The following is a 26,225-nucleotide window of genomic DNA, read 5'->3' as shown; positions in this document are numbered from 1 at the left end:
CGGGCCTGCGCCGGCGGCCGGCCGGCCGCCGCTACCCACCGTGACCACCAGGAGCCATCCCCGTGACCATGCCCCAGACCGACAACCCCGGCAGGAAACTGACGATCCTGATCGCCGCCGAAACCTACCCGCCGGACGTCAACGGAGCCGCCCAGTTCGGCTACCGTCTCGCCAAGGGCATGACCGGACGCGGCCACGACGTCCACGTCCTGGCCACCCGCCCCAGCAAGGGCAAGAGCTACAGCGAGTTCCGCGACGAGGCCACCGTGCACCGCGTGCGCTCCCACTCCGTGCCCACGCACGAGAGCTTCCGGATCACCTTCCCCTGGGAGATCAAGAAGGAGATCGCGCTGCTCTTCGACCGGGTCAAGCCCGACGTCGTGCACATCCAGAGCCACTACATGATCGGTGAGCACGTCCTCTACGAGGCGGTGCGCCGTGGCGTGCGGATCGTGGCGACCAACCACTTCATGCCGGAGAACCTCAACCCCTTCCTGCCGTTTCCGCAGTGGTTCAAGGACATCGTTGGCCGCGTCTCCTGGCGCGACATGGGCAAGGTCATGGGCCAGGCCGACGTCGTGACCACCCCCACCCCGCTCGCGGCCAAGGCGATGCACGACCACGCTTTCCTTCGCAAGGTGCTGCCGCTCTCCAACGGCATCGACGCCGCCGCCTACGAGCTGAAGCCCGGGGAGGAGGTTCCCGTCAACGCCAGCCCCACCGTGCTCTTCGTGGGCCGCCTCGCCGAGGAAAAGCACATCGACGTCCTGATCGACGCAATCTCCAAGACCCCGGCCAACCTCGACGTCCACCTGCAGGTGGTTGGCGGCGGCGAGGTCCGACCGGCCCTGGAAACGCAGGTCAAGCGCCTGGGCCTGGGGGACCGGGTGCGCTTCCTGGGCCTGGCCAGCGACGAGGAACTGCGCCGCGCGTACCTCGGCGCCGACCTGTTCTGCATGCCGGGCACCGCGGAGCTGCAGTCCCTGGTGACCCTTGAGGCCATGTCCGCCTCCACGCCCGTGGTCCTGGCCGACGCGATGGCCCTGCCGCACCTGGTGCGCGACGGCGAGAACGGCTACCTCTTCACCCCGAACGACAGCGACGACCTGGCGGCCAAGATCACCGCGGTGCTGTCGCTGCCGGCCGACGAGCGCGCCGCCATGGGCAAGGTCAGCCGCAGCATGGTGGAGAACCACAGCATCGAGCGGACCCTCCAGACCTTCGAGGACATCTACCGCGGCGCCAGCTACGACGACCTGGTGGTCTAGCACTCCCGCACGGGCCGTAGCGCCCGGCCGGTGCGACTACTATTGCTAGAGTGTTTTGCCCCGGGGCCCGCCGTGACACGGCCGGTGCCCCGGGTCCCACGGGGCTATAGCTCAGCTGGTTAGAGCGCGGGACTCATAATCCTAAGGTCCTCGGTTCAAGTCCGAGTAGCCCTACCATCGACCGGTCTCCTGGCCGGTCCGCATCACCTCCCCACATCAGACGCCGCATTCCCAAGCCGCGTCCGGAAGCCCGCCTCCCGGACGCGGCTCTTTTTGTATGCCGTGGCCCCCGCGGGTGGGCCAGGTCACTTGCGGCACCTCTCCGCGCACGGTAAGTTACTGCCCAGTAACATATCGGTGCGGATCTCCCCGCGCCGTTCTGGTCGCCGCTGATCACAAGTGAGGGAACACCATGTCCAAGGCTGCAATCGACGTCAACAACCTCCCGTACGCCGACGGCGACTTCTTTGCCTTCGAGCAGCTGCTCAGCGCCAAGGAGCGCGACCGGCTAGCCGAGGTCCGCGAGTTCCTGGCCCGCGAGGTCAAGCCGATCGCCGTCGACTGCTGGAACCGTGCCGAGTTCCCGATGGATCTGATCCCCAAGCTGGCCGACATCGACCTGGTCAGCCCGGTCAAGCGCCAGGGTTACTCCAACCTCTTCGCCGGCATCCTGCACGCCGAGACGACCCGCGCCGATACCTCGATCGCCACCTTCATGGGCGTCCACGACGGACTGTTCACCGGCTCCATCGAGGCGCTGGCCTCCGAGGAGCAGCAGGAGGCCTGGCTGCCGGAGATCTACTCGATGAAGAAGATCGGCGCCTTCGGCCTGACCGAACCGCTGGGCGGCTCCGACGTCGCCGGCGGCACGCGCACCACCGCCCGGCGCGAGGGTGACCACTGGGTCCTCAACGGCGCCAAGCGCTGGATCGGCAACGCCACCTTCTCCGACTGGGTGGTCATCTACGCCCGCGACGTCGAGGACAACCAGGTCAAGGGCTTCCTGGTGGACACGAAGACCGAGGGCTACGGCGCCACCAAGATCGAGAACAAGATCTCGCTGCGCACGGTCCAGAACGCGGACATCACGTTGGAAAACGTCGTGGTTCCCGACTTCTTCAAGCTCGCGAACGCCAACAGCTTCCGCGACACCAACAAGGTCCTGAAGGTCACCCGCCTCTCCGTGGCCTGGCAGGCCGTCGGCCAGCAGCTGGCCGCGTTCGACGTCGCCCGCCGCTATGCCGTCGAACGCAGCCAGTTCGGCCGGCCGATCGCCTTCTTCCAGCTGGTGCAGAACCAGCTGGTCCAGATGCTCGGCAATACCGTCAGCTCCATGGGCATGATGGTCCGGCTCTCCCAGCTCGAGGACGCGGGTCAGGCCAAGGACGAACAGTCCGCCCTGGCCAAGGCCTTCACCACGGCCCGGATGCGGGAGACCGTGGCGATTGGCCGCAGCCTCCTGGGCGGCAATGGCATTGTCTCCGACTACGAGATGGCGAAGGTCTTCTCCGACGCCGAGGCCATCTACTCCTACGAGGGCACCCACGAGATCAACACCCTGGTCACGGGCCGGGCCATCACCGGAATCTCTGCGATCGTCTAAACCCGACGCCGGCGCCCGGACCGGCGGCAGCAGCACCGAGGGCCGCAGGTCCAGGACGAACCCGAGGGGGTCCAGATACTCCTCACCGCGGCGGACGCCCCAGTGCAGGCAGGGCGTGCCGCCGCAGTGGCCGGGCGGTCCGGACTGCGCGGCTGCCACCGCACCCACCGGGGATCCGGCCGCCACCGGGTCCCCGGCCCGCAGGCTCGTCTCCACGGGTTCGAAGCTGCTCCGGAGACCGTCCCCGTGATCGATGGTCAGCACCGGGCGGTCCACCACCACGCCGGCGAAACTGACCCGTCCCGGAGCCGGTGCGCTGACCGCAGCCCCGGCCTCGGCCCGCAGGTCCACCCCGCGGTGGCCGCTGAGCCACGGCCGGTCCGGCGGATCGAAGCCGCGCACCACCGCGGGCCTGGGGGAGAGCGGCCAGGCCCAGCCCCGCGCCGTCGCGGCTCCGATGGCCGCGGCACGGACGGCCGCCGGGCCGGAAAACGCTGCCGAGGGGCGCGGTGGCGCCGGCGCAAGGGACTGGGCCAGCGCAACGGCGAGCAGCAGCGGGAGCACAGGGAACAGGGTCATGGTTTCAGCATGGGGACTCAGGCTGTGCCGGAACAGGCGCTCGGCACGCCATGTGGACAACTCCATTGAGGCCCCCGGATTCGCCCTTCAAGACACCGCCGTCGGCGCCCCGTCAGCACCCCGAAGCACCCCCGCCGGGCACCCCGAAGCACCCCGCCGGGCGCCCCGACCGCGTCCGTCGGGCGGGGACCGCTGTAGTACACTAGGTGGAGCAGTTTGCTGTTCCCTCATGCCCCGATTCGTTGCGCTGTCCTTCCCGGACGTGCCGCGGAAGGCAGCACATCTCATTCAGGAGTGCGGGAATGCTTGCTGACTACGCGTATCCAGCCCTCTGCAGCCGAAGCCCCGCTCTGGACGAGGAGGACTGCGCCCCTTGCGGTCCGGACCCCATGGTCCGGATGAGGAGCGCGGTGGATACCAGGAGGAGCTCCCGGAACCGGGTGCTGCTAATCAACCGTCAACTATTGGCAGGGTAAGAGGGCCTCACGGCTCTCTCATGAATGACCTGCCGGAAGGAGCGTCGGCATGCCCGTCGTAACCATGCGCCAGCTGCTTGACAGCGGCGTCCACTTTGGACACCAGACCCGTCGTTGGAACCCGAAGATGAAGCGCTTCATCTTCACGGAGCGCAACGGCATCTACATCATCGACCTGCAGCAGTCGCTGTCCTACATCGACCGTGCCTACGAGTTCGTGAAGGCCACCGTTGCACACGGCGGCACCGTCCTCTTCGTTGGTACCAAGAAGCAGGCACAGGAAGCCATCGCCGAGCAGGCCACCCGCGTCGGCCAGCCGTACGTCAACCAGCGTTGGCTCGGCGGTATGCTGACCAACTTCCAGACGGTTTCCAAGCGCATCCAGCGCATGAAGGAACTCGAAGAGATCGACTTCGACGACGTCGCCGGTTCCGCTTACACCAAGAAGGAACTGCTGCTCCTGCGTCGCGAGCTGACCAAGCTGGAGACCAACCTCGGCGGTATCCGCAACCTCACCAAGGCGCCGTCGCTCCTGTGGGTTGTCGACACCAAGAAGGAACACCTCGCCGTCGACGAAGCCAAGAAGCTGAACATCCCGGTTGTGGCCATCCTGGACACCAACTGCGATCCGGACGAAGTTGACTTCCCGATCCCGGGTAACGACGACGCCATCCGCTCCGTGAACCTGCTGACCCGCGTCGTTGCCGACGCCGTTGCCGAGGGCCTGATCGCCCGCAACCAGCGCGCCACGGGCACCACGGAAGCCCCGGAAGAGCCGCTGGCCGAGTGGGAGCGCGAGCTCCTCGAAGGCAACAAGGCCGAAGAGGCTGCCCCGGCCGCCGAAGCTGCACCGGAAGCCGAAGCTGCTCCGGAAGCCGCCGAGGCCCCGGCCGCGGACGACGCCAAGTAGTCACCCCGGCATAGCCGCACTTCCCCGCGCGCTGCCCGCAGCGCGCGGGGGTACCGACAGGATGGCCGCTCACCGTGCGTGAGCAGCCGTCCTGTCGGTCCGTACACCAGACAAAATTTTCTAGACAGAGGGGTTCACATGGCGAACTACACTGCTGCTGACATCAAGGCCCTGCGCGAGCGCACCGGCGCCGGCATGATGGACGTCAAGAAGGCTCTCGACGAGGCCAACGGCGACGCCGAGAAGGCCATCGAGATCATCCGCATCAAGGGCCTCAAGGGTGCCACCAAGCGCGAAGGCCGCTCCACGGCCGAGGGCCTGGTTGCCGCCAAGGTCGCCAACGGCGTCGGCGTGATGGTCGAAGTCAACTGCGAGACCGACTTCGTTGCCAAGGCTGACAAGTTCATCCAGCTGGCCGACAAGGTCCTGACCGTCGCCGTCGAGTCCGGCGCCGCCGACCTCGAGGCCCTCCTGGCCACCGACGTTGACGGCAAGCCGCTCTCCGAGGTGGTCGTCGAAGAAGGCGCCATCCTGGGCGAGAAGGTCGTCGTCCGCCGCATCGCCCGCATCGAGGCCCCGACCGTCGACGCGTACCTGCACAAGACCTCCAAGGACCTCCCGGCCCAGGTCGGCGTCCTGTTCGCCGTCGACGGTGAAGGCGAAGCCGCCACCGCCGCCGCCCACGACGTCGCCGTCCACATCGCCGCCATGGCCCCGAACTACCTGACCCGCGAGGACGTCCCGTCCGAGCTGGTCGAGTCCGAGCGCCGCATCGCCGAGGAAACCGCAAAGGCCGAGGGCAAGCCCGAAGCCGCGATGACCAAGATCGTCGAAGGCCGCGTCACCGGCTTCTACAAGGGCGAGGTCCTGGTTGACCAGGCATTCGCCAAGGACGCCAAGAAGTCCGTCGCCGCCGTCCTCGAAGAGGCCGGCGTGAAGGCTACCGGCTTCGCACGCTTCCGCGTCGGTTCCTAACCGGCAACGCCAGGGGGGTGGTCACTTCGGTGGCCACCCCTTTTGCATGCGCAGGAGACCCCCGGGCGCCTGCGCCGGGACCGGCGGCGGCAGGGAATGCCGCCTCCGGGCCCCGGCACGATAACCTTTTGAGAGCTCACCAACGGGAAGGCACCATGGATACCGTCAACAATTCCGCCCAGCCAACGAAGACGCGGCGCCGCGTCCTCCTCAAGCTCTCCGGCGAGGTCTTCGGCGGCGGCAAGCTGGGCGTCGACCCGGACACCGTCCGCGGGGTCGCCAAGCAGATCGCCGCGGCCGTCCCGGACGTCGAGGTCGCGATCGTCGTCGGCGGCGGAAACTTCTTCCGCGGCGCCGAGCTCTCGCAGAGCGGCATGGACCGCTCCCGCGCCGACTACATGGGCATGCTCGGCACAGTCATGAACTGCCTGGCGCTGCAGGACTTCCTGGAGCAGGCCGGCGTCGAGACCCGCGTGCAGAGCGCCATCACCATGGGCCAGGTCGCCGAGGCGTACATCCCGCGCCGCGCCATCCGCCACATGGAGAAGGGCCGCGTCGTGATCTTCGGCGCCGGCGCAGGCCTGCCCTACTTCTCCACCGACACCGTCGCCGCGCAGCGCGCGATGGAGGTGCACGCCGACGTCGTCCTGATGGCCAAGAGCGGCGTCGACGGCGTCTACACCGCCGACCCGAAGAAGGACCCCACCGCGGAAAAGCTGCACAAGCTCAGCTACGACGAGGCCCTGCGCCGCGACATCCGCGTCATGGACCAGACCGCCATGACCATGTGCAAGGACAACAACCTCACCATGGTCGTCTTCGGCATGGAGGGCGAGGGCAACGTCACCCGTGCCATCCGCGGCGAGGACCTGGGCACCGTAGTCACCCCCTAGCTCCGGCTAGGATGGTTTGAGGACAGTTCAGCTCCCCGGGCTCTGGGGCGCGCACCAAATTTCTGAGGAGAGAACGTGATCGAAGAGACCTTGCTCGAAGCCGGCGACAAGATGGACAAGGCGGTCGAGGTTGCCAAGGAAGACTTCGCCTCGATCCGCACCGGCCGCGCCACCCCGGGCCTGTACAACAAGGTCATGGTGGAGTACTACGGCTCGCCGACCCCGCTGCAGCAGCTGGCGTCCTTCGCCGTGCCGGACGCCCGCACCATCCTCATCACCCCGTTCGACAAGACCGCCCTGCGGGACATCGAACGCGCCCTGAGCGACTCCGAGGTGGGCGCCAACCCCTCCAACGACGGCAACGTCATCCGGGTCACCATCCCGGAACTGACCAAGGAACGCCGCAAGGAATACGTCAAGATCGTCAAGTCCAAGGGCGAGGACGCCAAGGTGTCCATCCGCAACATCCGCCGCAAGGCCAAGGAAACCCTGGACAAGCTGGTCAAGGACGGCGAGGCCGGCGAGGACGAGGGAACCCGTGCCGAGAAGGAACTGGACGCCCTGACCAAGTCCCACGTCGACGGCATCGACGAGCTGCTCAAGCGCAAGGAAGCCGAGCTGCTCGAGGTCTGATGACAGGCGAACAGCAGGCACCCGGGCCGCGCGTCCGGGTGAGGGGGAAAGAGCGGAAGAACCCGACGCCCAAGGCGGGCAGGAATCTTCCCGCCGCGACGGCCGTCGGCCTCGCCATGCTCTTTGCGGTGCTCGGCGGCCTGCTGTTCCTGCCCCTGGCCTTCGTCCTGATCGTCACCGCCTTCGCCGTCTTCGGCGTCTGGGAGGTCTACCGGGCCCTGGAGGCCTCCGGCACCCGGCTGCCGATCATCCCCGCGATGACCGGCACCGTGGCGATGCCGGTCTCCGCCTACTTCGGCGGCCCGGAAAGCCTCATGTTCGCGTTCCTGCTCAGCAGCGTCGCGGTGCTGCTGTGGCGGTCGCTGGAGGGCGCCGCGGGCTCGGCCCGCAGCATCTTCGCCGGCGTCTTCACGATGGCGTGGGTCCCGTTCCTGATCAGCTTCGCGGTCCTGCCGCTGCATGCCGCCGGCGGGGTCACGCCGGTCGGCTTCTGGCCAAACGGCGTGGTGCCCGTCGGGGCCTGGCAGATCGGCACCCTGCTGCTGCTGGTGGTCTCCAACGACACCTTCGGCTACCTCGTCGGCGCGTCCCTCGGCAAACACCCGATGGCTCCCAAGATCAGCCCGAAGAAGTCCTGGGAGGGCTTCGCCGGGTCCGTGGGCGGGGCCGTCGTCGTCGGCGTCCTGGCCTCGATCTTTGTCCTCGGCGAGCCGTGGTGGTTTGGTGCCGCCCTCGCCGTGGGCATGGTGGGAGCGGCGACCGCCGGTGACCTTGCCGAGTCCATGGTCAAGCGTGAGCTTGGCATCAAGGACATGGGCAACAGCCTGCCGGGCCACGGGGGAGTGATGGACCGGCTGGACTCCATCGTCTTCGCCTCGCCGGTGGCCTTCATGATTTTCTCTGCCGCCGCGGGCGGCTGAGCGGGCGGACAACCCCGCCCCGGCGCCTACAATGGTGCCCGTAAAAAGCGCCGTACCGGATCGGCCAGAGCCGGACAACCAGCGCCGAACAACAAGAGCCGCACGGCCTCGAAGGATAAGAAGTAAACAGTGGACAGCAACCGAGTGGACCTCAACCGGCAGATCCCTGCCTCCTTTGACCGCGTCCAGCGCAACCAGTACGGCTACAACGCCAAGCAGGTGGACCAGTTCCTGCGGCAGGCCCGGGTCTCCTTCGAGACCCCGCAGGCCGCCGAGCGCGTGGTCAAGAGCGCCGATGTCCGCGCCGTCACCTTCGACCCGGTCAAGGGCGGCTACGCGGCCGCCGCCGTGGACGCGGCCCTGGACCGGCTCGAGGACGCCCTGGCCCGCCGGGAACGCGACGAACTGGTCGGCGAACGCGGTGAGGACGCCTGGCTGCGTGAGATCGGCCGGCTGGCCGGGCTGCTCCGCGGCCGGCTGCACCGCCCGGACGGGCAGCGCTTCCGGCGGCCGGCGAAGGCCAAAGTCCGCAGCTACAACATCGCCGACGTCGACGGCCTCTGCCACGAGCTGATCGGCTACCTGGACGAGGACCAGCCGCTCAGCGTGGACAACGTCCGCCGCGCCACCTTCCGGCCTGCCGTCGGCCGCGACGGCTACGAGGAAACCCAGGTGGATGCGTTCCTGGACAAAGTCGTCGAACTCATGGCCGCCATCGACTGACGCGGCCCTAGCGACCGGCCGCCCCGTGACCGGCCGCTAGCGCTCCGTCACGAGCGGCCGTTCGGGGGTGTGCAGCCGTGTCATCAGCCGGGTGATGCTGCGCGGCACCCGGTCCCGGGTGGCCCGGGACACCAGGACCATGACGGCGAACGCCGCCGGCACCGTCCACGCCGCCGGCTGCGCCAGCCACGACGGCGTCCCCGCCGCACCCAGCACCGCGCCGGCCAGCATCGAACCGCCGCACGCCAGCGCCCCGGTCAGCATCCCCGCGATCGCCCCGGCATCGGTCAAACCGCGCCACCAGATCCCCAGCAGCAGCACCGGGCAGATGGTCGAGGCGGTGAAGGCGAACACCAGCCCCACGCTCCCTGCCAGCGCCGTCGAATCCGTCGTCGCGGCGATCCCCAACGGCACCACCGCCGAGAACAGCGCCGCGAGCCGGAAGCCGCGGACGCTGCCGCCCAGGATGTCCTGGCTGATCACGCCGGCCAGCGAGACCACCAGCCCGGAGGTGGTGGACAGGAACGCCGCAAACGCCCCGGCCACCACCAGCGCGGAGAGCAGATCCCCGGCGAGGCCGCCGATCATCCGGCCCGGCAGCAGCAGCACCAGCGCGTCGGCCTGCCCCGCCCCCGCGGCGCCGGGGGCGAAGACCCGCCCGATCAGCCCGTACGCGGTGGGGAAGAGGTAGAACACGGACAGCAGGCCCAGCACGATCAGGGTGGTCCGCCGCGCCGACTGGCCGTCCGGGTTGGTGTAGAAGCGCACCAGCACGTGCGGCAGGCCCAGCGTCCCGAAGAGCAGCGCCACCAGCAGCGAGATGTTCTGGTACGGGCCGGCCGGCGGCAGCCCGGTGGGGTTCACCGGCGCCTCGGCCACGGCCGGGGTACCGGTGCCGGCGAGCACCAGCAGCAGGAACAGCAGCGGCACGGCCAGGGCCGTGAGCTTCAGCCAGTACTGGAAGGCCTGAACGAAGGTGATGGAGCGCATCCCGCCGGCCATCACGGTGACGCAGACGACGGCGATCACGGCCACCTGGCCCACCCAGGCCGGCAGCCCGGTGGTGATCCGGATGGCCAGCGCCGCGCCGTGCAGCTGCGGGACGATGTACAGCCAGCCCACCATCACCACCACCAGGCTGGTGACCCGGCGGACGGCCCGGGACTCCAGCCGCGCCTCGGTGAAGTCCGGGATGGTGTACGCGCCGGAGCGGCGCAGCGGGGCCGCCACGAACAGCAGCAGCATCAGGTAACCGGCGGTGTAGCCCACCGGATACCAGAGGGCGTCGGTACCCGAGAGCAGGATCAGCCCTGCCACGCCCAGGAAGCTGGCCGCGGAGAGGTACTCGCCGCCGATGGCCGAGGCGTTCCACCACGGCCGGACGGTGCGGGACGCGACGTAGAAGTCCCCGGTGGTGCGGGAGATCCGCAGGCCGTAGAAACCGATCACGGCGGTGGCGAGGGTGACGGCGGCGAAGGCGGCGACGCCGACCACCGGGTTCATGGCCGCCTCACCGCTCGCCGGCGAGGTCGCGGTAGCGGGCCTCGTTCCGGGCGGCGGTCCGGACGTAGAGCCAGGCGCTCAGCCCGATCACCGGATAGATCCCGGCGCCGAGCAGCACCCAGTCGAAGGGCAGGCCGGCGATCCGCAGCTCGGCGAGTCCCGGCACCAGGCCCAGCAGCAGCGCGAAGCCCAACATGATCAGCAGGAACCCGGCGGCCACCACGATCCCGAGCCGGAGCTGGGACCGGATCAGCGCGCGGACGAACACCTGACCGGCGTCGGTCTCTTCCGCCGCCTTCCGTGCCTCAGCCGCGGCTCTGCCACGCCCGGAACCGGCGCCCGTGGCGACGCGGCGCGGGGCGGTGACCCTGACCCGGGTCATGCCTGCGGCCGGATCCGGGTGGCCTCCAGCTTTTCCCGGACCGGGGGCAGGTGCCGGCGGCTGATCGGCAGTTCGGCGCCGGCCACCGCAACGCTGGGCCGTCCGGCCGCCAGCTTCAGGTGCCCCACGTGGGCCAGCGACACCAGGTAGGAGCGGTGGATGCGCAGGAACCCGGCCTCGGCCCACTGCTGCTCCAGGTCCGCCAGCGGCACCCGGATCAGGTAGCTGGCGTCCGCGGTGTGCAGCCGGGCATAGTCGCCCTGCGCCTGGACGTAGGTGACGTCGTCGCGGCGGATCATCTTGGTGGTGCCACCGAGGTCCACGGTAATCATTTCCGGGGCCGGGCCGCCGTCGCGCAGCAGCTCACTGATCCGGCCCACGGAGCGGGCCAGCCGCTCGGCGCGGACGGGCTTGAGCAGGTAGTCCACGGCGGCGAGCTCGAAGGCCTCGAGGGCGCAGTCCTCGTCCGCGGTGACGAAGACGACGGCGGGCGGCCGGGCGCTGCGGGCGATCACCCGGGCGATGTCCAGACCGGAGAGGGCGGGCATGTGGATGTCGAGGAAGACGGCGTCGACGTCGGCGCTCTCCAGGGTGCGCAGCGCCTCGGCGCCGGAGGAGGCGCGGTGGATGGTGCCGATCCGGTCGTCCCGGCCCAGCAGGAACGCCAGCTCCTCCACGGCGGGCAGCTCGTCGTCGGCGACGAGGACGTTAATCATGGTCCTAGGGTACCGCCGCACCGGCGCCCCGACGGGCGCCATGGCGGCGAGGGCCGGGCGCCGTTTCAGGCGTCGTGGCGGGGCTGGGACTTCGGGACGCGCAGGGTGATCAGCGTGCCCTCGCCGGGCGCCGTCTCGATCACCAGGCCGTTGTCCTCCCCGTAGACCTGCCGCAGCCGCGCGTCCACGTTGTGCAGGCCCACGTGGTCGCCGCCGCTGTGCCCCGCCAGGACCGAACGCAGCTGCTCCGGGTCCATGCCCACGCCGTCGTCCTCGATCGTCACCTCGGCGAACGCGCCCGAATCGTTGGCCGTGATGCTGATGTGCCCGGGCCCCTCCTTGGCCTCCAGGCCATGCCGGACGGCGTTCTCCACCAGCGGCTGCAGGCTCAGGAACGGGATCACCGTGCTCAGCACCTCCGGCGCGATCCGCAGGCTGACCTGCACCCGCTCGCCGAACCGGGCGCGCTCCAGCAGCAGGTACCGGTCGATGCAGCGCAGCTCCTCGGCCAGGGTGGTGAAGTCCCCGTGCCGGCGGAACGAATAGCGGGTGAAGTCGGCGAACTCCACCACCAGCTCCCGGGCCCGGACCGGGTCCGTGTTGATGAAGGACGCGATCGCGTTCAGTGAGTTGTAGATGAAGTGCGGGCTGATCTGGGCCCGCAGCGCCCGGACCTCCGCCTCCATCAGCAGCGTCCGGGAGGCATCGAGTTCGGCCAGTTCCACCTGGGTGGCCACCCAGTCCGCCACCTCGCCGGTTGCCCGGACCAGGCCGGACCCCGCCTCGGGGGCGAATGCGGCCACCACGCCCGCCACCCCGGACCCCACCCGGATGGGCGCGATGACGGCCGCGTAGCCGGCTCCGGGAGAGCCGGCGGGGGAGCGGCCGCCCGGGGCCCGCAGCTCCCCGGCGGGGATCACGGCGGTGTGGCCGCCCGCCAGCACTGCCGCGGCCACCTCCATCAGGACCGGGCGGAGTTCCTCGGCCGCGCCGTCCCAGGCCAGGACGCCCGTGGTGTCCGTGATGGCGAACCCGTCGCAGCCGAGCAGCCCGCGCAGCTGCCGGCTGGCCTTGCCCGCGCCGGCGGGGTTCAGGCCGGTCCGCAGGTGCTGGCCGGCCCGGGACGCGGCGTGCAGGGTCTTATAGGTCGCGCGCTCGGCGTCGGTGCCAAGGTCACGGAAAGAGCGCAGGACCTTGAGCCCGACGGCGATGACGACGGCGATCGCCAGCGCGATCACGGCGACGGCCGCGGCGCTGACCAGGGGGGAGTCCGGCATGCTGCCAGCGTAGCGCCAGGCCGGGCGGTCCGCCGTTTGTCGCAGCGCGGCGACCGCTGGGCGACGCCGCCCGCGCCGGTGCTGGAATGTAGCGCACGTCACGTTGCACAGTGATTCCAGTCACACAATCCCGGGGGAGTGTTGTCCGGAAGCCGGAGTGCCCGGCGGTGACTCGCCAGTCTCAATGAGGAGGAATGATGGGTCACGACGCCCAGCATACGGACGCAGCGGCGTCCGTGGACTTCAAGCAAGTCCAGTCGACGGAGCAGTTCCAGGAACTGCGCAAACGTCACCGCAGCTTCGTCTTTCCGATGGCCATCGCGTTCCTGCTGTGGTACTTCGCCTACGTCCTGCTGGCCGACTATGCGGTGGGCTTCATGTCCACCAAGGTCTGGGGCAACATCAACGTCGGCCTGATCCTGGGCCTGCTGCAGTTCGTGTCCACCTTCGCGATCACGGGCTGGTACGTCAGCTACTCGAACCGGAAGCTGGACCCCATCGCCTCCGAGATCCGCCAGGAGATCGAAGGCCACGAGTTCGACAAGCACGGCAACCGAGTGAGCGGAACGGCCCAATGACACTGCACGCATCCCTGACGGTCCCCGCGGTCAACGTCGCCGCACTCAAGGACACCACCCTCCTGAACATGGGCATCTTCGCCCTCTTCGTCGCTGTCACCATGGTGATCGTGTTCCGCGCCAGCCGGAACAACAAGACCGCCGCCGACTACTACGCCGCCGGCCGGTCCTTCACCGGTTCGCAGAACGGCACCGCCATCGCCGGCGACTACCTCTCCGCCGCGTCCTTCCTGGGCATCACCGGCGCGATCGCGGTCAACGGCTACGACGGCTTCATGTACTCCATCGGCTTTCTCGTCGCCTGGCTGGTGGCGCTGCTGCTGGTGGCCGAACTGCTCCGCAACACGGGCAAGTTCACCATGGCCGACGTGCTCTCCTTCCGGCTCCGGCAGCGTCCGGTCCGGATCGCCGCGGCCATCTCCACCCTGGCCGTCTGCTTCTTCTACCTGCTCGCCCAGATGGCCGGCGCCGGCAGCCTGATTTCCCTGCTGCTGGGCATCAGCGACTGGGGCGGACAGGCGCTGGTGATCATCGTCGTCGGCGCCCTGATGATCATGTACGTCCTGATCGGCGGCATGAAGGGCACCACCTGGGTGCAGATCATCAAGGCCATGCTGCTGATCGCCGGTGCCGCCGTGATGACCTTCTGGGTCCTCGCGATCTACGGCTTCAACCTCTCGGACCTGCTCGGCGGCGCCGCGGAGACGGCCAAGAACCCGGCCGTCCTGAACCCGGGGCTGCAGTACGGCAAGTCGGACACGTCCAAGCTGGACTTCATGTCCCTGGGCCTGGCCCTGGTGCTCGGCACCGCTGCCCTGCCGCACGTGCTGATGCGCTTCTACACGGTTCCCACCGCCAAGGAAGCCCGCAAGTCCGTGGTCTGGTCCATTTGGCTGATCGGCATCTTCTACCTGTTCACCCTGGTCCTGGGCTACGGTGCCGCGGCCCTCGTGGGCGCCGACACCATCAAGGGCGCCCCCGGCGGCGTGAACTCCGCCGCCCCGCTGCTGGCCTTCCACCTCGGCGGCCCGCTGCTGCTGGGCTTCATCTCGGCGGTGGCGTTCGCCACCATCCTCGCCGTCGTCGCCGGCCTCACCATCACCGCGGCGGCCTCTTTCGCCCACGACATCTACGCCAACGTGATCGCCAAGGGCAAGGCCGACGCCGAGACCGAGGTCAAGGTGGCGCGCCGCACGGTGATCGTCATCGGCATCCTCGCCATCGCCGGCGGCATCTTCGCCAACGGCCAGAACGTCGCCTTCCTGGTGGCCTTGGCCTTCGCCGTCGCCGCCTCCGCGAACCTGCCCACCATCGTGTACTCGCTGTTCTGGCGCCGGTTCACCACCCAGGGCGCGATCTGGAGCATGTACGGCGGCCTCGCCGCCGCCATCATCCTGATCGCCCTCTCCCCGGTGGTCTCCGGCACCAAGACCTCGATGATCGCCGGCGCGAACTTCGCGATCTTCCCGCTCAGCAACCCCGGCATCGTCTCCATCCCGCTCGCGTTCTTCTTGGGCTGGCTGGGCACCGTGCTGGACAAGCGGCGCGAGGACACCACCAAGCAGGCCGAGATGGAGGTCCGCTCCCTGACCGGGGTGGGCGCCGAGAAGGCCACCAACCACTAACGCATCACCACATAGCTGCATCACCGAACGCACAGGACCCCCGCGCCGCCCGGCGCGGGGGTCCTGTGCGTTCCGGGTCAGCCCTCGGCCGGGCCGCGTTCGAGCAGCGGTTGGATCCGGAACGGGATCATCTCGCTCATCGCCAGAGCCGTGTCCGTCCGGTCCACCCCGTCGCAGGAGAGGATCTTGCCGTTGATCCGGAACAGGTCCTCGGCGTCGCGCGCCACCACGCGCAGCAGCAGGTCGGCCGAGCCGGTCAGGCCATAGCCCTCCAGGATCTCCGGGACCGCGGCGAGCTCCACCGCCAGCCTGCCCAGCTTCTGCTGCTGGACGTGGACCGAGATGAAGGCCATCAGCGGGTAGCCCAGCGTGGCCGGATTGATCCGGCGCTCGAAGGAGAGGAATACGTGTTTCTTCTCCAGCTGGGCCATCCGGGCCTGCACCGTGTTGCGGGAGAGTCCCAGCTTCTGTGCGAGGGCCACGACGGTGCCGCGCGGGTCCCGCGCCATGGCCGAAAGCAAGCGGGTGTCCGTGCCATCCAAGGGTTGCATAGTGCGCAAGGTTAGCACGGTCCGGAACGTCTGAACCGGGCAGGATGCTCAAAATATCAGTGGGTGGTTGTACCCAATGGCACTTGTGAGTAGGGTCACAATTATCCGGGGCAACGGCGCCCGGGTGGCCGCCGCACGCAGGGATCACGAGTCCCGCGGGCAGGGGTCAGACGACGTCAGAAGGTTGCGGACAAACTGTGTTTACCGACGACGCGGGCCAGGGCGGCGCAGCCCCCGGCGGCCCCGGAAACAGTGCAGGATCGAACAGGCGCACGGGCGGGGATCTCGTCCAGCTCATCACTCCGGGGGGTGAACGCGTCAGCCATCCCGAGTTCGACCCCTGGGTCCAGGACATCGGCGACGACGTGCTGACCTCCCTCTACGAGGACATGGTGGCCATCCGGAGGATCGACGCCGAGGCCACCGCCCTCCAGCGCCAGGGCGAACTCGCCCTCTGGCCGCCGCTGCTGGGCCAGGAGGCCTCCCAGATCGGCTCGGCGAGGGCCCTGCGCGAGGACGACTTTGTCTTCCCCAGCTACCGGGACAATGGCGTTGCCTACGTCCGCGGGGTCAAGCCGGCGGACATCGTCAAGGCCTGGCGCGGCAACGCCCTCGCCGGCTGGGACCCGTACACCGTGAACGTTGCCACCCAGCAGATCATCATCGGTGCGCAGAGCTTGCACGCCACGGGCTACGCCATGGGTATCCAGAACGACGGCGCCGACTCCGCGGCCGTGGCCTACTTCGGCGACGGCGCCACCAGCGAGGGTGACGTCAACGAGGCGATGGTCTTCGCCGCGAGCTTCCAGGCCCCCGTCATCTTCTTCTGCCAGAACAACCACTGGGCCATCTCCGAGCCCGTGATGCTGCAGTCCCACATCCAGATCGCTGACCGGGCCTCCGGCTTTGGCATTCCCAGCATGCGGGTGGACGGCAACGATGTCCTCGCCGTGCTGGCGGCCACCCGGATCGCCCTGGACCGGGCCCGCCGCGGCGGCGGCCCCACCTTCATCGAGGCCGTCACGTACCGCATGGGCCCGCACACGACGGCGGACGATCCCACCCGGTACCGGGACGCCAACGAGCTTGAGGACTGGGCCGCCAAGGACCCGATCCACCGCCTCAAGGCGCTTTTGGAGCGCAAGGGCCTGCTGACCGCGGATGTGGAAGCCGCCGTCGCCGCCACGGCCGACGCCGTGGCCAAGGAACTGCGCTCCGGCACCATCACCATGCCCGAACCGCAGCCGCTGCAGATCTTTGAGCACGTCTACAGCACCCCGCACTCCTGGCTGGACCGTCAGCAGGACCACTACACCCGTTACCTGGCCTCCTTCGGCGATCCCGCAGGTGCCCCCTCCGAAGAAGGTGCTCGCTGATGACGCAGATGACCTTTGCCCGGGCGATTAACTCCGGCCTGCGCAAATCCCTCGACAACGATCCCAAGGTGATCCTCATGGGCGAGGACATCGGCACCCTCGGCGGCGTCTTCCGCGTCACCGACGGGCTGCAGAAGGACTTCGGCAAGCACCGCGTGGTGGACACTCCGCTCGCCGAATCCGGCATCCTCGGCACCGCCGTCGGCCTCGCCTACCGCGGGTACCGCCCGGTGGTGGAGATCCAGTTCGACGGCTTCATCTACCCGGCCTTCGACCAGATCGTCAGCCAGGTCGCCAAGATGCACTACCGGACCATGGGTGCCGTGAAGATGCCCATCACCATCCGGGTGCCCTTCGGCGGCGGCATCGGTTCACCCGAACACCACTCCGAGTCGCCCGAGGCGTACTTCACCCACACCTCCGGCCTGCGCGTGGTCAGCGTCTCCAACCCGCAGGACGCGTACACGATGATCCAGCAGGCCATTGCCTGCGACGATCCGGTTCTCTACTTCGAGCCCAAGCGCCGCTACCACGACAAGGGCGAGGTGGATGAGTCCCTGGACCTCTCCGCCGCCCCGTCGATGGAAAAGGCCCGGGTGGTCACCGAGGGCACCGACGTGACCCTCGTGGCCTACGGTCCGCTGGTCAAGACCGCCCGCGATGCCGCGCTCGCCGCCGCCGACGAGGGCGTCTCCGTCGAGGTCATCGACCTGCGCTCCCTCGCCCCGGTGGACTTCGCCACGCTGGAGGCCTCGGTCCGCAAGACCGGCCGCCTGGTCATCACGCACGAGGCCAGCCAGTCCGGCGGCCTGGGCGCCGAGGTCGCGGCGAGCATCACCGAACGCTGCTTCTACCACCTCGAGGCCGCGCCCGTCCGGGTGACCGGCTTCGACGTCCCGTACCCCTACTCCAAGCTGGAGATGCACCACCTGCCCGGGCTGGACCGGATCCTCGACGGCGTGGACCGGGCCTTGGGCCGCCCCAACTCTTTGAGCGGGCTGGAAGGATGAGCGCCACCATGATCAAGGAATTCCGCCTCCCGGACCTCGGCGAAGGCCTGACGGAATCGGAAATCGTCGCCTGGAAGGTCGGCGTGGGGGACACCGTCACCCTGAACCAGATCATCGCCGAGGTGGAGACCGCCAAGGCTGTCGTCGAGCTGCCCTCGCCGTTCGCCGGCGTCGTCACCGCGCTGCACGAACAGCCCGGCACCGTGGTGGAGGTCGGCAAGCCGATTGTCTCCTTCGAGATCGAGGGCGACGACGACGGCGGTTCCGGCGCGGGTTCGGGCGAGGCGCCCGCAAAGCGGGAACCGACGCTGGTGGGCTACGGTGCCATGCCGGAGGGCTCCGGCCGGCCGGCCCGCCGGGCACGCACCTTTGCGGCCGCCGCCGCAGCGGCTCCGCCTGCTGCTGCCGCGCCTGCCCCGGCTCCCGCACCCGCGCCCGCCCCGGCAGCCGCACCCGCACCCGCCGTCGCCGTCGCCGTTCCGCAGAGTGGCGCGCCTGCTGCCGAGCGGCCCCGCTCCACCCCGCCGGTCCGCAAGCTGGCCAAGGACCTCGGCGTCGACCTCGCCGCCGTCACGGCTACGGGCGAGCACGGCCTGATCACCCGGGAGGACGTGCGGAACTTCGTCGGCGGCGGGGACCTCCCGGTCGCCCCGCAGGAACTGGCCGGCGCGCAGCCGGTTACTGCCCCGGCGGCCGGCGAACGGGAAACCCGGACCCCGATCAAGGGCGTCCGGAAGTTCACCGCGGCGGCCATGGTCTCCAGCGCCTTCACCGCGCCGCACGTGACCGAGTTCCTGACCCTGGACGTCACGCCCACCATGGAACTGCTCGCCAGGCTCAAGGACAGCCGGGCCTTTGCCGGGTACAAGCTCACCCCGCTGACCCTGGTGTCCAAGGCCGTGCTGATCGCCCTGCGCAACCACCCCACGCTCAACGCCCGGTGGGACGAGGCCAACCAGGAGATCGTCCAGTTCAACTATGTCAACCTCGGCATCGCGGCCGCCACGCCGCGCGGGCTGACCGTGCCGAACATCAAGGACGCGGACCGGATGTCGCTGACCCAGCTCTCCACGGCGCTCACCGAGCTGACCGAGACCGCCCGCGCCGGTAAGACCGCCCCCGCGGACCTCTCCGGCGGGACCATCTCGATCACCAATATCGGCGTTTTCGGCATCGACGCCGGGACCCCCATCCTCAACCCGGGCGAGGCCGCCATCCTGGCCGTCGGCGCGGTGCGGAAGATGCCGTGGGAGTACCGGGATGAGGTGGCCCTGCGCCAGGTCATGACCCTCAGCCTCTCCTTCGACCACCGGTTGGTCGACGGCGAACAGGGCTCCCGCTTCCTGCAGGACGTCGGCGCGCTGCTGTCCGACCCCGGCATGGCACTCGCCATGGCCTAGGTTCCCAGCCCACGGGGCCGGGCATCCCTTCCTTGCCGGAGGGGTGCCCGGCCCTTTGTCGTTCAAGGGCAGGGACGCCCGGGGGAAGTGCCGCCCAGGGGAGCGGGGCTTAGCGCGTGCCGTTGCCCGGGGCCGTCAGGGCGGCCAGGGCCATGCCCTCCAGCAGCGGTCGGGCACGCTTGAGCGCCATCCGGCGGCCTTGGGTGCGGACCGAGTGCGGGGTGGAGTTGATCAGGCCGAAGGTGGCGTGGGCGCGCATCCGCAGTTCGGCCGGGTCCGTGTCCGGGTGCAGTCCGGAGAGCACGTCCACCCACAGCTCCACGTAGTTCCGCTGCAGGGTCCGGACCTCGGCCTGATCCTCCTCGGCGAGGTTGCTGAAGTCCTGGTCCTGGACCCGGATCACGTCCGGGTGGCTGAGGGCGAAGTCCACGTGGAACTCGACCAGGCCGGCAAGGGCGGTCTCCGCGGTCCCTGCGCCGGCCACCACGGCGCGGCCGCCGTCGAGCAGGTCCTGGCTGACGCTGAGCAGCATGGCCCCCAGCACCGCCTGCTTGCCGGCGAAGTGCCGGTAGACGGCGGGGCCGCTGACGCCGGCCGCGGCGCCGAGATCCTCCAGGGAGACCCGGTTGAAGCCCTCGGCGGCGAAGAGGGCGGCCGCGGCCTGCAGGAGCGCCTGCCGGCGGCTCTCCTTGGCCCGGCTGCGCTGGGTTGGCTGGCTGGACTCGGTCACCGGCTCACCCTCCTTCTCGGCTGGTCTGGGTATTCAGTGCGCTGTCCGGGGGCTCGGCACATGGTTTCAACCCGCCGCACCGGCGATCCTGTGTTGGACATCACAGTTAGTAGAGACTAACCTAAAACTCAGTTATGCATTACTAACCGAAATGGCCGGACCGGCAGCCCCAGGGCCCCGGTCCGGCCGGGGATGGAAGCAGTCAATGGAGACAATCGCCAGCCGGGTGGATCCGGGCAGCGCAGGCTTCGCCGCCAACCGGGAGGCCCAGCTGGGCCTGGCCCGGGAACTGAAGGAGCGCCTGGCCGCCGCCGCGCTCGGCGGGCCGGAAAAGTCCCGCGAACGCCACGTCGCCCGCGGCAAGCTGCTGCCGCGCGAGCGCATCGACCGGCTGTTGGACGACGGCAGCCCCTTCCTGGAAATCGCACCGCTCGCCGCGGACGGCATGTACGACGGCGATTCGCCCGGCGCCGGTGTGATCGCCGGCATCGGCCTGGTCCACGGCCGCCAGGTGCTGGTCATCTCCAACGACGCCACCGTCAAGGGCGGCACCTATTACCCGATGACGGTCAAGAAGCACCTCCGCGCCCAGGAGATCGCGCTGGAGAACCGCCTGCCCTGCATCTACCTGGTGGACTCCGGCGGGGCGTTCCTGCCCCGCCAGGACGAGGTCTTTCCGGACAAGGAGCACTTCGGCCGGATCTTCTACAACCAGGCGCAGATGTCCGCGGCGAAAATTCCGCAGATCGCCTCCGTCATGGGCTCCTGCACCGCCGGCGGCGCCTACGTCCCCGCGATGAGCGACGAGACCGTGATTGTCCGCAACCAGGGCACCATCTTCCTCGGTGGCCCGCCGCTGGTGAAGGCTGCGATCGGCGAGATCGTCACGGCCGAGGAACTCGGCGGCGGCGACGTGCACTCGAAGATCTCCGGCGTCACCGACCACCTGGCCGAGAACGACGAGCACGCCCTGCAGATCGTCCGCGACATCGTCTCCACCCTGCCGCGGCCGGCCGCCCCCGCCTGGGAGATCGACCCGGTCGTCGAACCCGAAGCGGACCCGGCCGAGCTCTACGGCGCCGTCCCCACCGACGTCAACGCCCAGTACGACGTCCGCGAGGTCATCGCCCGGCTGGTGGACGGCAGCCGCTTCCACGAGTTCAAGAAGAACTACGGCACCACACTGGTCACCGGCTTCGCCAAGCTGCACGGCCACCCCGTGGGCATCGTGGCCAACAACGGTGTCCTGTTCAGCGAATCCTCGCTCAAGGGCGCACATTTCATCGAACTCTGCGACCAGCGCGGCATCCCGCTGATCTTCCTGCAGAACCTCTCCGGCTTCATGGTCGGCAAGGATTACGAGCAGGGCGGCATCGCCAAGAACGGCGCCAAGATGGTCACCGCCGTCGCCACCGCCCGGGTGCCCAAGCTCACCGTGGTGATCGGCGGCTCGTTCGGCGCCGGCAATTACTCCATGTGCGGCCGGGCCTACTCGCCGCGCTTCCTTTGGATGTGGCCGGCCTCCCGGATCTCGGTCATGGGCGGCAACCAGGCCTCCAGCGTCCTCGCCACGGTCAAGCGCGACCAGTACGAGGCCCGCGGCGAGGAATGGTCCGCCGCGGACGAGGAGGCCTTCAAGGCCCCGATCAAGCAGCAGTACGAGGACCAGGGCAGCCCCTACTACTCGACCGCCCGCCTGTGGGACGACGGCATCATCGACCCCGCGGACACCCGCACCGTCCTGGGACTGGCGCTCGACGTCGTCTCCCGCACCCCGCTGCCGGAGACCTCCTTCGGCCTCTTCCGGATGTGAGCCCCGCCGTGACAGCAACCACCAGCACCCCCACCACTTCGACCCCGGCGCGGCTCTTCGGCACCGTCCTGGTCGCCAACCGCGGCGAGATCGCCTGCCGCGTGATCCGCACCCTGCGCGCCCTCGGCATCCGCTCGGTCGCCGTCTACTCCGACGCCGACGCCGGCGCCCGCCACGTGCGGGAGGCCGACGCCGCCGTCCGGATCGGGCCTGCGGCCGCCACCGAGAGCTACCTCAAGATCGAGGCCATCATCGATGCCTGCCGCCGCAGCGGCGCCGAGGCCGTGCACCCCGGCTACGGCTTCCTCAGCGAGAACGCCGACTTCGCCCGCGCCCTGGAGCGGGCCGGCATCACCTTCATCGGCCCCGGCGTCGAATCCCTGAACATCATGGGCGACAAGATCCGCTCCAAGAACCACGTCACCGGCTACGGCGTCCCCGTGGTCCCCGGCGTCGCCGAACCCGGCATGAGCGACGCCCAGCTGATCGAGGCCGCTGCCGGCGTCGGGTACCCGCTGCTGATCAAGCCCTCCGCCGGTGGCGGCGGGAAGGGCATGCACGTGGTCGAACGCCCCGAGGACCTGGCGGCCACGCTCGCGACGGCCCGCCGGGTCGCGGCCAGTGCCTTCGGCGACGACACCCTGTTCCTGGAGCGGCTGGTCACCACCCCGCGGCACATCGAGGTCCAGGTCCTCGCCGACAACCACGGCAACGTCATCCACCTCGGAGAGCGCGAATGCTCCCTGCAGCGCCGGCACCAGAAGGTGATCGAAGAGGCCCCGTCCCCGCTGCTGGAAAGCCTTCCCGACGGCGCCGCCATCCGCGCACGGCTCGGCGAGGCCGCATGCCAGGCCGCCCGCAGCGTCAACTACTCCGGCGCCGGCACCGTGGAGTTCCTGGTCTCCGACGACGCCCCGGACGAATTCTTCTTCATGGAGATGAACACCCGCCTGCAGGTCGAGCACCCGGTCACCGAGATGGTCACCGGCATCGACCTGGTCGAATGGCAGGTCCGCATCGCCGCCGGGGAGGAACTCACCGTGGCCCAGGACGACGTCGTCCTCACCGGCCACTCCGTGGAGGCGCGGGTGTACGCGGAGGTCCCGGAGAAGAACTTCCTGCCGTCCATCGGACAGGTCGTGATGCTGGACGAACTGCCCGGCCCTGTCCAGCGCCCCGGCGCGCCGGCCCGCAACGAAGTCGAAACGGGCCACGGCCGCGTGCGCGTGGACTCGGCGCTCGTCCATGGACTGGAGATCTCCTCGAACTACGACCCGATGATCTCCAAGGTCATTGCGTGGGGCGAGGACCGCAACGCCGCACTGGACACCTTGGACGAAGCGCTTGCCGGCTACACGGCGCTGGGCATCGACACCAACGTCGAGTACCTGCGCCTGCTGATCAACGACGCCGACGTCCGCGCCGGCCGTCTGGACACCGGCCTGATCGAACGCAAGATGCCGGACTTCAGCTTCCGGCGGGTGGGCGACGCTGAACTAGTGATCGCGGCTCTGTACGCCCTGGCCATGGCGGAGGAGGCCAATCCGGCCGACCGGGATGGCAGCCCGTGGCGGCGCCGCGACGGCTGGCGGCTCGGTACGCCGGCGCCGCTCAGGATCAGCCTGGGAACCGCCGACGGCGGTGTCGCCACCGTGGACGTGAAGGGGTTGTCTGCGGGGGAGCAGGCCAGTGTGAGCGTGAACGGAGGCCCGCAGCTCAAGGCCCTCCTCCAATACAACGCGCGGGATCGCCCGATGCTCACGCTCGAGGGCGAGACCAGCAGTTACGTACTTGCACCCGTTCGCACAGGTCCTCCCGCCCAGAGCTGGATGGCTCCCGATCCCCGCGTTCTGTCGGAATTCTTCCTCGGCAACGAGGGCTGGTCCTGCCGCCTCGAACTGCTCACCCGTGAGGCCCGGCTTGCCCGGGTGCTGGCCGCCGTCGAACGCGAAGAGGGCGCCGCCGACCCGGCGGTGCGCTCGCCGATGCCCGGCACCGTGGTTTCCGTCTCGGTCGGCAACGGCGACGCCGTGACCGCCGGCCAGGTCCTGCTGTCGGTGGAGGCCATGAAGATGGAGCACCAGCTCGTGGCACCCCTCGACGGCACCGTCCACATCAGCGCCGGCACCGGGGACCTCGTCAAGACCGACCAGGTTCTCGCCACCATCCACCCCGTCGATTCGCCGGAGGACTCGAAAGCCGAGGACACCGTCGAGGAATCCGTCATCGCCATGGGCGAGGCGGACTAGCAACCACCAGCTTCAGCACCACACCAGAACAGCCAACAGACACAGGAGTCACCCCATGCCCGATTTTGAACTCAGCGAGGACTATCAGGACCTCTCCGACACCGTCCGCGACTTCGCCGACCAGGTGGTTGCCCCGGTCTCCGCCAAGCACGACGAGGAGCACAGCTTCCCCTACGAGGTCGTCTCCCAGATGGCCGACATGGGCCTCTTCGGCCTGCCGTTCCCGGAGGAATCCGGCGGCATGGGCGGGGACTACTTCGCCCTGGCACTGGCCCTGGAGCAGCTGGGCCGCGTGGACCAGTCCGTCGCCATCACCCTGGAGGCCGGCGTCTCGCTCGGCGCCATGCCGATCCACCGCTTCGGCTCCGACGCGCAGAAGGAGGAGTGGCTGCCGCTGCTGGCCTCCGGCAAGGCGCTCGCCGGCTTCGGCCTGACCGAACCCGAGGCGGGTTCGGACGCCGGCGGCACCAAGACCACCGCCCGGCTGGAAGGCGTCGGAGACGCAAAAGAATGGGTCATCAACGGCAACAAGGCGTTCATCACCAACTCCGGCACCGACATCACCAGGCTTGTTACCGTCACCGCGGTCACCGGCCAGCAGGAACGCCCGGACGGCAGCATCAAGAAGGAAATCTCCACCATCCTGGTGCCCACCAGCACGCCCGGGTTCACGGCGGAGAAGGCCTACAACAAGGTCGGCTGGAACGCCTCGGACACCCACCCGTTGACGCTCGACAACGTCCGGGTCCCGGAGGAGAACCTCCTCGGCACCCGCGGCCGCGGCTACGCCAACTTCCTCTCCATCCTCGACGAGGGCCGCATCGCCATCGCCGCGCTCGCCGTCGGCGCCGCCCAGGGCTGTGTGGATCAGTCGGTGAAGTACGCCAAGGAACGCAGCGCCTTCGGCCAGAACATCGGCAAGTACCAGGCCGTCGCGTTCAAGATCGCCCGGATGGAGGCCCGGGCCCACACCGCCCGCCTGGCCTACTACGACGCCGCCGCCCGGATGCTCGCCGGCAAGCCGTTCAAGACCCAGGCGGCCATCGCTAAGATGATCGCAGGCGAGGCAGCCATGGACAACGCGCGGGACGCCACCCAGGTGTTCGGCGGCTATGGCTTCATCAACGAGTTCACCGTGGCGCGCCACTACCGCGACTCCAAGATCCTGGAAGTCGGCGAGGGCACCACGGAGGTCCAGCTGATGCTGATCGCCCGCGAACTGGGCCTGTAGCCGCACGGAAGGACCTTTCGATGATCGACAAAGTTGTTGCCAGCGCCGCCGAGGCCGTGGCGGACATTCCGGACGGCGCCTCGCTGGCCGTCGGCGGCTTCGGCCTCTGCGGCATCCCGGTGGCGCTGATCGAGGCCCTGCACGAGCGCGGCGCGACGGACCTGGAGACCGTCAGCAACAACTGCGGCGTGGACGATTGGGGCCTGGGCATCCTGCTCAAGGACGGCCGGATCCGGCGCACCATCAGCTCCTACGTGGGGGAGAATAAGGAGTTTGCCCGGCAATACCTGTCCGGCGAACTCGAGGTGGTCCTCACCCCGCAGGGCACCCTGGCCGAAAAGCTGCGCGCCGGCGGGGCCGGGATCCCCGCGTTCTACACGCCCGCCGGCGTCGGCACCCAGGTCGCCGAGGGCGGCCTGCCGCAGAAGTACGACGCCGACGGCAACGTCGCGGTGGCTTCCGCGGCCAAGGAGGTCCGGAGCTTCCACGGCGCCGACTACGTGCTGGAGGAGGCGTTGACGCCGGACTTCGGCCTGGTCCACGCCTGGAAGGGGGACCGGCACGGCAACCTGGTGTTCCATGCCGCCGCAATGAACTTCAACCCGCTCTGCGCCATGGCCGGAAAGATCACCATCGCCGAGGTGGAGGAACTCGTGGAACCGGGGGAGCTGGATCCCGGACAGATCCATGTCCCGGGCATCTTCGTCCAGCGCGTGGTCCTGGCCCCGGAGGCGGAGAAACGCATCGAGAAACGGACCGTGGCCGCCGCGCCCGCCGCGCCCGCCGTAACGACAGGAGCCTGAC

General features: G+C 69.3%; 23 protein-coding genes, 1 tRNA gene and 1 pseudogene. 18 read left to right on the top strand and 7 right to left on the bottom strand.

Features of this window, described 5'->3' with window-relative positions; genetic code table 11:
- The first annotated feature begins 68 nt into the window (after positions 1–68).
- From QWJ39_RS13695 to QWJ39_RS13685, 3 genes are all read left to right on the top strand, one after another.
- Positions 69–1,268, top strand: coding sequence for a glycosyltransferase (locus tag QWJ39_RS13695; protein WP_290258578.1), 1,200 nt, complete (start codon positions 69–71; stop codon positions 1,266–1,268).
- Positions 1,269–1,368: 100 nt separating this feature from the next.
- Positions 1,369–1,445, top strand: a tRNA-Ile gene (locus tag QWJ39_RS13690).
- Positions 1,446–1,680: 235 nt separating this feature from the next.
- Positions 1,681–2,871, top strand: coding sequence for an acyl-CoA dehydrogenase family protein (locus tag QWJ39_RS13685; RefSeq protein WP_290258405.1), 1,191 nt, complete (start codon positions 1,681–1,683; stop codon positions 2,869–2,871).
- A 24-nt stretch (positions 2,872–2,895) separates the two neighbouring features.
- Here QWJ39_RS13685 and QWJ39_RS13680 read toward each other — a convergent pair.
- Positions 2,896–3,450, bottom strand: a pseudogene (locus tag QWJ39_RS13680) (M23 family metallopeptidase); the annotation flags it as partial.
- 525 nt (positions 3,451–3,975) lie between these two features.
- On the opposite strand from QWJ39_RS13680, the gene rpsB reads away from it, so the two are divergent.
- From rpsB to QWJ39_RS13650, 6 genes are all read left to right on the top strand, one after another.
- A complete protein-coding gene (gene rpsB, locus QWJ39_RS13675; RefSeq protein WP_290258404.1) occupies positions 3,976–4,836 on the top strand; it encodes a 30S ribosomal protein S2 in 861 nt (286 codons plus the stop codon).
- A 138-nt stretch (positions 4,837–4,974) separates the two neighbouring features.
- Positions 4,975–5,811 (top strand): translation elongation factor Ts, encoded by an 837-nt coding sequence (gene tsf, locus QWJ39_RS13670; protein ID WP_290258403.1) that lies wholly within the window; start codon positions 4,975–4,977, stop codon positions 5,809–5,811.
- A 155-nt stretch (positions 5,812–5,966) separates the two neighbouring features.
- Positions 5,967–6,704 carry a UMP kinase gene (pyrH, locus tag QWJ39_RS13665; protein ID WP_290258402.1) on the top strand — a complete coding sequence of 246 codons (738 nt, stop codon included), beginning with the start codon at positions 5,967–5,969 and terminating at the stop codon, positions 6,702–6,704.
- A 75-nt stretch (positions 6,705–6,779) separates the two neighbouring features.
- A complete protein-coding gene (frr, locus tag QWJ39_RS13660) occupies positions 6,780–7,337 on the top strand; it encodes a ribosome recycling factor (RefSeq protein WP_290258401.1) in 558 nt (185 codons plus the stop codon).
- The gene (locus QWJ39_RS13655) at positions 7,337–8,257 is read left to right on the top strand and encodes a phosphatidate cytidylyltransferase (protein ID WP_290258400.1); all 921 of its coding nucleotides are present in this window, start codon (positions 7,337–7,339) and stop codon (positions 8,255–8,257) included. Before frr ends, QWJ39_RS13655 begins: the two co-directional genes overlap by 1 nt.
- A 144-nt stretch (positions 8,258–8,401) precedes the next feature.
- Positions 8,402–8,980 carry a DivIVA domain-containing protein gene (locus tag QWJ39_RS13650; RefSeq protein WP_290258577.1) on the top strand — a complete coding sequence of 193 codons (579 nt, stop codon included), beginning with the start codon at positions 8,402–8,404 and terminating at the stop codon, positions 8,978–8,980.
- Between the two features lie 36 nt (positions 8,981–9,016).
- On the opposite strand, the gene QWJ39_RS13645 is transcribed toward QWJ39_RS13650, so the two are convergent.
- The 4 genes from QWJ39_RS13645 to QWJ39_RS13630 all read right to left on the bottom strand — a co-directional run bounded on the left by QWJ39_RS13645 (position 9,017) and on the right by QWJ39_RS13630 (position 12,858).
- On the bottom strand, positions 9,017–10,483 hold the full coding sequence (locus QWJ39_RS13645) for a cation acetate symporter (protein ID WP_290258399.1): 1,467 nt from the start codon (positions 10,481–10,483) through the stop codon (positions 9,017–9,019).
- 7 nt (positions 10,484–10,490) lie between these two features.
- Positions 10,491–10,865, bottom strand: a complete 375-nt coding sequence (locus QWJ39_RS13640; protein ID WP_290258398.1) for a hypothetical protein — start codon at positions 10,863–10,865, stop codon at positions 10,491–10,493.
- On the bottom strand, positions 10,862–11,581 hold the full coding sequence (locus QWJ39_RS13635) for a LytTR family DNA-binding domain-containing protein (RefSeq protein ID WP_290258397.1): 720 nt from the start codon (positions 11,579–11,581) through the stop codon (positions 10,862–10,864). Before QWJ39_RS13635 ends, QWJ39_RS13640 begins: the two co-directional genes overlap by 4 nt.
- A gap of 65 nt (positions 11,582–11,646) precedes the next feature.
- The gene (locus QWJ39_RS13630; protein ID WP_290258396.1) at positions 11,647–12,858 is read right to left on the bottom strand and encodes a histidine kinase; all 1,212 of its coding nucleotides are present in this window, start codon (positions 12,856–12,858) and stop codon (positions 11,647–11,649) included.
- Positions 12,859–13,055: 197 nt separating this feature from the next.
- Here QWJ39_RS13630 and QWJ39_RS13625 point away from each other — a divergent pair, with 197 nt between their 5' ends.
- Positions 13,056–13,436, top strand: a complete 381-nt coding sequence (locus QWJ39_RS13625) for a DUF485 domain-containing protein (RefSeq protein WP_290258576.1) — start codon at positions 13,056–13,058, stop codon at positions 13,434–13,436.
- On the top strand, positions 13,433–15,061 hold the full coding sequence (locus tag QWJ39_RS13620; RefSeq protein ID WP_290258395.1) for a cation acetate symporter: 1,629 nt from the start codon (positions 13,433–13,435) through the stop codon (positions 15,059–15,061). Before QWJ39_RS13625 ends, QWJ39_RS13620 begins: the two co-directional genes overlap by 4 nt.
- Before the next feature lie 77 nt (positions 15,062–15,138).
- On the opposite strand, the gene QWJ39_RS13615 is transcribed toward QWJ39_RS13620, so the two are convergent.
- Positions 15,139–15,612, bottom strand: a complete 474-nt coding sequence (locus QWJ39_RS13615) for an Lrp/AsnC family transcriptional regulator (RefSeq protein WP_290258394.1) — start codon at positions 15,610–15,612, stop codon at positions 15,139–15,141.
- 197 nt (positions 15,613–15,809) lie between these two features.
- On the opposite strand from QWJ39_RS13615, the gene pdhA reads away from it, so the two are divergent.
- Genes pdhA through QWJ39_RS13600 form a run of 3 tightly spaced genes read left to right on the top strand, consistent with a single transcriptional unit; the run spans position 15,810 to position 19,398 of the window.
- Positions 15,810–16,988 carry a pyruvate dehydrogenase (acetyl-transferring) E1 component subunit alpha gene (gene pdhA, locus QWJ39_RS13610; RefSeq protein WP_290258393.1) on the top strand — a complete coding sequence of 393 codons (1,179 nt, stop codon included), beginning with the start codon at positions 15,810–15,812 and terminating at the stop codon, positions 16,986–16,988.
- Positions 16,988–17,998 carry an alpha-ketoacid dehydrogenase subunit beta gene (locus tag QWJ39_RS13605; RefSeq protein ID WP_290258392.1) on the top strand — a complete coding sequence of 337 codons (1,011 nt, stop codon included), beginning with the start codon at positions 16,988–16,990 and terminating at the stop codon, positions 17,996–17,998. Before pdhA ends, QWJ39_RS13605 begins: the two co-directional genes overlap by 1 nt.
- On the top strand, positions 17,995–19,398 hold the full coding sequence (locus tag QWJ39_RS13600; RefSeq protein ID WP_290258391.1) for a dihydrolipoamide acetyltransferase family protein: 1,404 nt from the start codon (positions 17,995–17,997) through the stop codon (positions 19,396–19,398). Before QWJ39_RS13605 ends, QWJ39_RS13600 begins: the two co-directional genes overlap by 4 nt.
- 109 nt (positions 19,399–19,507) lie before the next feature.
- Here QWJ39_RS13600 and QWJ39_RS13595 read toward each other — a convergent pair whose 3' ends face one another.
- On the bottom strand, positions 19,508–20,128 hold the full coding sequence (locus QWJ39_RS13595; protein WP_290258390.1) for a TetR/AcrR family transcriptional regulator: 621 nt from the start codon (positions 20,126–20,128) through the stop codon (positions 19,508–19,510).
- Between the two features lie 205 nt (positions 20,129–20,333).
- On the opposite strand from QWJ39_RS13595, the gene QWJ39_RS13590 reads away from it, so the two are divergent.
- From QWJ39_RS13590 to QWJ39_RS13575, 4 genes are read left to right on the top strand one after another with little or no spacing between them, the layout of a single operon-like run.
- Positions 20,334–21,941 carry a carboxyl transferase domain-containing protein gene (locus tag QWJ39_RS13590; protein ID WP_290258388.1) on the top strand — a complete coding sequence of 536 codons (1,608 nt, stop codon included), beginning with the start codon at positions 20,334–20,336 and terminating at the stop codon, positions 21,939–21,941.
- 8 nt (positions 21,942–21,949) lie between these two features.
- Positions 21,950–24,190, top strand: a complete 2,241-nt coding sequence (locus QWJ39_RS13585) for a biotin carboxylase N-terminal domain-containing protein (RefSeq protein ID WP_290258387.1) — start codon at positions 21,950–21,952, stop codon at positions 24,188–24,190.
- 55 nt (positions 24,191–24,245) lie between these two features.
- Positions 24,246–25,421 carry an acyl-CoA dehydrogenase family protein gene (locus QWJ39_RS13580; RefSeq protein WP_290258386.1) on the top strand — a complete coding sequence of 392 codons (1,176 nt, stop codon included), beginning with the start codon at positions 24,246–24,248 and terminating at the stop codon, positions 25,419–25,421.
- A 20-nt stretch (positions 25,422–25,441) separates the two neighbouring features.
- Entirely contained in the window at positions 25,442–26,224 is a 783-nt protein-coding gene (locus tag QWJ39_RS13575; protein WP_290258385.1) for a CoA transferase subunit A, read from the top strand.
- Position 26,225: the final 1 nt, after the last annotated feature.

This window comes from Arthrobacter sp. YD4 (genome assembly GCF_030410515.1).
Lineage (GTDB): Bacteria > Actinomycetota > Actinomycetes > Actinomycetales > Micrococcaceae > Arthrobacter.
Note: the sequence above shows the minus strand (reverse complement) of the source record. Positions and strands in the feature narration are given on the sequence as shown.

Coding starts and splice junctions, on each gene's coding strand:
- QWJ39_RS13695 (WP_290258578.1), top strand. CDS start 69: ATGCCCCAGACCGACAACCCCGGCAGGAAACTGACGATCCTGATCGCC.
- QWJ39_RS13685 (WP_290258405.1), top strand. CDS start 1,681: ATGTCCAAGGCTGCAATCGACGTCAACAACCTCCCGTACGCCGACGGC.
- rpsB (WP_290258404.1), top strand. CDS start 3,976: ATGCCCGTCGTAACCATGCGCCAGCTGCTTGACAGCGGCGTCCACTTT.
- tsf (WP_290258403.1), top strand. CDS start 4,975: ATGGCGAACTACACTGCTGCTGACATCAAGGCCCTGCGCGAGCGCACC.
- pyrH (WP_290258402.1), top strand. CDS start 5,967: ATGGATACCGTCAACAATTCCGCCCAGCCAACGAAGACGCGGCGCCGC.
- QWJ39_RS13655 (WP_290258400.1), top strand. CDS start 7,337: ATGACAGGCGAACAGCAGGCACCCGGGCCGCGCGTCCGGGTGAGGGGG.
- QWJ39_RS13645 (WP_290258399.1), bottom strand. CDS start 10,483: ATGAACCCGGTGGTCGGCGTCGCCGCCTTCGCCGCCGTCACCCTCGCC.
- QWJ39_RS13640 (WP_290258398.1), bottom strand. CDS start 10,865: ATGACCCGGGTCAGGGTCACCGCCCCGCGCCGCGTCGCCACGGGCGCC.
- QWJ39_RS13635 (WP_290258397.1), bottom strand. CDS start 11,581: ATGATTAACGTCCTCGTCGCCGACGACGAGCTGCCCGCCGTGGAGGAG.
- QWJ39_RS13630 (WP_290258396.1), bottom strand. CDS start 12,858: ATGCCGGACTCCCCCCTGGTCAGCGCCGCGGCCGTCGCCGTGATCGCG.
- QWJ39_RS13625 (WP_290258576.1), top strand. CDS start 13,056: ATGGGTCACGACGCCCAGCATACGGACGCAGCGGCGTCCGTGGACTTC.
- QWJ39_RS13620 (WP_290258395.1), top strand. CDS start 13,433: ATGACACTGCACGCATCCCTGACGGTCCCCGCGGTCAACGTCGCCGCA.
- QWJ39_RS13615 (WP_290258394.1), bottom strand. CDS start 15,612: ATGCAACCCTTGGATGGCACGGACACCCGCTTGCTTTCGGCCATGGCG.
- QWJ39_RS13605 (WP_290258392.1), top strand. CDS start 16,988: ATGACGCAGATGACCTTTGCCCGGGCGATTAACTCCGGCCTGCGCAAA.
- QWJ39_RS13600 (WP_290258391.1), top strand. CDS start 17,995: ATGAGCGCCACCATGATCAAGGAATTCCGCCTCCCGGACCTCGGCGAA.
- QWJ39_RS13590 (WP_290258388.1), top strand. CDS start 20,334: ATGGAGACAATCGCCAGCCGGGTGGATCCGGGCAGCGCAGGCTTCGCC.
- QWJ39_RS13580 (WP_290258386.1), top strand. CDS start 24,246: ATGCCCGATTTTGAACTCAGCGAGGACTATCAGGACCTCTCCGACACC.
- QWJ39_RS13575 (WP_290258385.1), top strand. CDS start 25,442: ATGATCGACAAAGTTGTTGCCAGCGCCGCCGAGGCCGTGGCGGACATT.